Annotated in this window: 4 protein-coding genes; 2 read left to right on the forward strand and 2 right to left on the reverse strand. The window is 38.2% G+C overall.

Translation table 11 applies throughout. From position 1 onward, the window contains the following. The first annotated feature begins 299 nt into the window (after window positions 1–299). Window positions 300–743: a DUF6932 family protein gene (locus AAEZ18_RS18060; protein WP_182679186.1), complete on the forward strand. Its 444-nt coding sequence runs from the start codon at window positions 300–302 to the stop codon at window positions 741–743. Further along, a complete protein-coding gene (locus tag AAEZ18_RS18065) occupies window positions 740–2,173 on the forward strand; it encodes a helix-turn-helix domain-containing protein (RefSeq protein WP_024606399.1) in 1,434 nt (477 codons plus the stop codon). The genes AAEZ18_RS18060 and AAEZ18_RS18065 overlap by 4 nt, the downstream gene beginning before the upstream one ends. 423 nt (window positions 2,174–2,596) lie before the next feature. On the opposite strand, the gene AAEZ18_RS18070 is transcribed toward AAEZ18_RS18065, so the two are convergent. Next, window positions 2,597–2,875 (reverse strand): hypothetical protein, encoded by a 279-nt coding sequence (locus AAEZ18_RS18070; RefSeq protein WP_192532829.1) that lies wholly within the window; start codon window positions 2,873–2,875, stop codon window positions 2,597–2,599. Between the two features lie 284 nt (window positions 2,876–3,159). Next, entirely contained in the window at window positions 3,160–3,630 is a 471-nt protein-coding gene (locus AAEZ18_RS18075) for a GIY-YIG nuclease family protein (RefSeq protein WP_197182804.1), read from the reverse strand. Window positions 3,631–3,855: the final 225 nt, after the last annotated feature.

Here is a 3,855-nt window from a genome sequence, read left to right on the forward strand (position 1 = left end):
TATCTGTGCGGCTTATCGCCTCTAACCCACAATGGGGCAAAGGCGAGTTATATACATAACCCGTCTCTGGACAGAAACGATTTAGAGCTGAAGTTCGGCTCCGCGGCACTTTCGGCCCTACACCCCAATGTACTATCTATGATAAGTAGTTAGAAAGCAGACCTTCGGCAACGAATTGAAAGAATACCACGCGTTGCGAATCACTCTTAAACAGTTTGTTATAAAAAATTGCACCGCAAGCAAATACATGCTATATAATGCCCAATTTACACAACATTTTTGTTGGGGAAGGGGTTTGTATGATTCCAGATTTTGACAGTACGGGAAATTTACCAGAAGGGATCCACTTAGCTTCTATGGAAGAGCTTGTAGATCGCTTTGGCTATAACCCTAAGCGAGCATGGCTGATTGATGGTTTGAAGCTATTAATATGTGCATTGCAGAAAGCTAACTGTCCGCTGGTATACATAGACGGGAGTTTCGTAACTTCAAAAGAAATTCCAGGCGACTACGATTTATGTTGGAGCCTTATTGATGTGATTGAAGAAAAAGTAGATCCCGCACTTTTAGATTTTAGCCCTAAGGGGCGGGCAACAATGGAGCAGAAGTATCGCGGTGACATTTTCCCTGCGGAACTTCCGGAAGGTGGTTCTGGCAAATTATTCGTAGATTTCTTTCAGGCTGATAAAAATACAGGTGAAAAGAAAGGCATTGTGGCGATTAAAATTGGAGGTTCATTATGATTAAGAATAACAAACAACTAGCATTAACAAGAAAGCGTGTCGAAGAGTTTTCTGGTGCTATTGAAAAGTTACAAGCAGAAGAACCAAGATTTTCTCCACTTTTAGCAAAAGCTCAGATTGACGCTTTAATTTGTCAACGTGATGAGTTAGTTCAGCAAGCCGAGGAATACGAGCATTTATTGTCAGGTGATCTAGTTGTTTTTGATGTAAATAGCCTTGCTGATTTACCAAAAGCTCTAATCATGGCTAGAATTTCGATGGGGTTAACTCAGAAAGATCTTGCTGAAAGACTAGGGATGAAAGAACAGCAAATACAGCGATATGAAAACACTGAATATAACTCAGCGAGTTTCAAAACATTAGTATCCATCGTAGAGGCACTAGATCTAAAAATTACTGAAGACGTATTTTTACCTAAAGAATCTAGAGAGAAAAATATTCTTCTATCTAAATTAAGTGATGCTGGCTTAGATAAAACGTTTATTGAAAAACGTATTGCACCAAGAGATGTGATGTCATTTGATTACGGGCTATGGGTACAAAAGACCGTCGAGAAATTGAGCTCTATTTTTGGTTGGACAAAAGAATTGTTACTTGGGGATGCACCTCTAGTTATTGGGCGCGATGGTTCAATGGTTGCTCGGTTTAAAATGCCAGTAGGAGCAAATGAAGTATATACAAGTGCTTATACCCAATATGCATATTCTATTGCCAATATAGTTGCTAATAATTGTTCTCTCGACCGAAAGACAATCCCGCAAGAACATAATGTTGTTCGCGAGTCTATATTAGAAACATACGGCGAGATTACATTTGAATCTATTCTATCTTACGTAACAAGCTTAGGAACCCCAGTAATTTCATTAAATGATTCTGGTGCTTTTCATGGCGCAACTTGGCGTATTCAAGGCAGGAATGTAATCGTGTTAAAGCAAAAATCGAGACACAATTCTAAGTGGATGTTTGATTTATTGCACGAACTATATCATGCAAGCCAATCGCCTGAACAAGAAGAGTTCTCTATTGTTGAGTTAAGCGAAACTAGTGATGAAAGGCGTAACGATCAAGAAGAAATTGACGCTAATAATTTTGCAGCTAAGGTTCTTCTTGGAGAGAATGCCGAATCATTTATTGAAGAATGTTTTAAAAATGCAAATGGAAAAATTTCATGGTTAAAGGGCTCAGTAACTCAAGTTGCCGAGAACTATCAATTAGACTGCGGTGTTTTAGCTTATCAAGTAGCAAATAAGCTCGATGCAATTTCAAAGAAAACAGGAAATAACGTTAACTGGTGGGGAGCTGCTCATAACTTACAAACAAGTACATGTGAGCCTAATACTTTATGCTTTGAAAATTTACTTTCTCATATCTATATCGAACGATTAAACACTGAAAATAGAGAGCTTATTGAGCAAATATCTGCCGAATAATTTAAAGGTCAGCACTTTGATGCTGACCTTTTTTTGTATAACAATTTAAGAATGCGCAAATTGTTCATTTTCCTGAATATAGGTTAAAGTCATCAAGAGCTAAATTTATAAACAGTTTAATTGTGCGAAGTTTACTAGTTTGTTGGTCGTCAGTCCGCTATGTAGAATCAAAAAAATAATAATGCCTTAATTCTCATCACCGGTCCGTAGTTCGCTCGCAGCCGCCCTTAGAGTATTTACGTTAACACATTTTGGGGCAAAGGTGAGTTATATTGATAAATCGTCGATGGACAATTATAAGTTAGTGTCGACGGGCGGTTCTGTGCCATACAGCGGTCGTTAACGCTTCGCTAAGCGGAAAATAATGGTTGGCTATAATCGCATAGCGATGACCAACTGTTATTTTTCCGTTTAAGCAACTAGTTAGTTTTTGTCGCCTATAGCATTTACTTCAAAGAAACCGCCACATGGTCGAGTTCCATCTTCAATACCATTACAAAACAAACCTTTAGTTGAAAGGTTGTTTTCAATCATTTTATTAATTACATCGTCTACACGTAAGCTTGGCTTGCTGCATAATTCTTTAGAGCAATATATAGGAGTATTTATATCAGAATAACTTCGTGATATGGGTGGTTCACTACTACCCATTTCGTCGAATTCAAAGATATAATTTTTAGTAATATTTTCTTGATTGGACATATTCACCCTTTTGAAAACTAACAGCTTATTGAACACGGTTTTGGTGGTTTATAACACACCAAAAAGGCCTATATTACATACCCTGATAATTTCACCAATAATTATCATTGTAAACACGTAATTACAATAGCTAGGAATTAAGCTCGTTATTTTGCATCAAAACGACGGATAGTAATGTTATCGGGCAAGGTTAGGCTCCTACTCGAAATAAATTTAACTTTTCAGTGAACAGCCTAGCTTCGCAAAAGTACCAACCGCTGACATTAGCAACGCACTAAAAAAGCCTACGATTGCACCGTGAACCCACATTGAAGACATCGTTCGCCACCATAGTTTTCATTGTAACTAAGCCCTAAACCACTGCCACATTCAGGGCAGAATTCTGATATATCTAGTGATGCCCATTCCCAAACGTCCGCATACTCTGGAATACCATCACTATCATGCCCTATCAGTTCACCAGCATTAGTTTGTTTGGCTATGTAGCTACAGTAACTGTGCACTTTTAGTAGTTCTAAAACTATCTCGTGATTTATTTCGAACCACTCGCCAATAACGTTTACAGTGCTGTATTTCTGATGAAATTCTTTTTCTAGTTTCCGGTCTTTATCGCTGTTGATCCACCCCATAAGAGCTAATCTTCGGGAGTTGCCCGTTTGAAGAGTTTTAAGACGTTGAGTTGGGTTATTACTAATACCGATCTTAACTCTTTGGTTCACCAAGTCTTCATTTTCAATGATAAAGTAGAGTGCCATATATCTCCTTGTAGCCCTAACGGTTCTATAGAAAAACCCCAACAGCCGAATTCAATTAAATAATAAGCTCCTACAGTGCGTAATACCATGATGCCGATCGCTCAATACCATTCAAGCCGATCACTTTTTTGTCTGTCAGTAGACCTCAGTAAAATCTAACTTGAGTGATCGGCATCAGTCAAGAAATTTAGTTTTTTTCGCATCGACTCGCCTTTTAATTCCAAC

Source organism: Pseudoalteromonas sp. 19-MNA-CIBAN-0066 (genome assembly GCF_040308705.1).
Lineage (GTDB): Bacteria > Pseudomonadota > Gammaproteobacteria > Enterobacterales > Alteromonadaceae > Pseudoalteromonas > Pseudoalteromonas nigrifaciens.

Excerpts from the sequence above, each read along its gene's own strand:
- AAEZ18_RS18060 (WP_182679186.1), top strand. The coding sequence starts at position 300 with ATGATTCCAGATTTTGACAGTACGGGAAATTTACCAGAAGGGATCCAC.
- AAEZ18_RS18065 (WP_024606399.1), top strand. The coding sequence starts at position 740 with ATGATTAAGAATAACAAACAACTAGCATTAACAAGAAAGCGTGTCGAA.
- AAEZ18_RS18070 (WP_192532829.1), bottom strand. The coding sequence starts at position 2,875 with ATGTCCAATCAAGAAAATATTACTAAAAATTATATCTTTGAATTCGAC.
- AAEZ18_RS18075 (WP_197182804.1), bottom strand. The coding sequence starts at position 3,630 with ATGGCACTCTACTTTATCATTGAAAATGAAGACTTGGTGAACCAAAGA.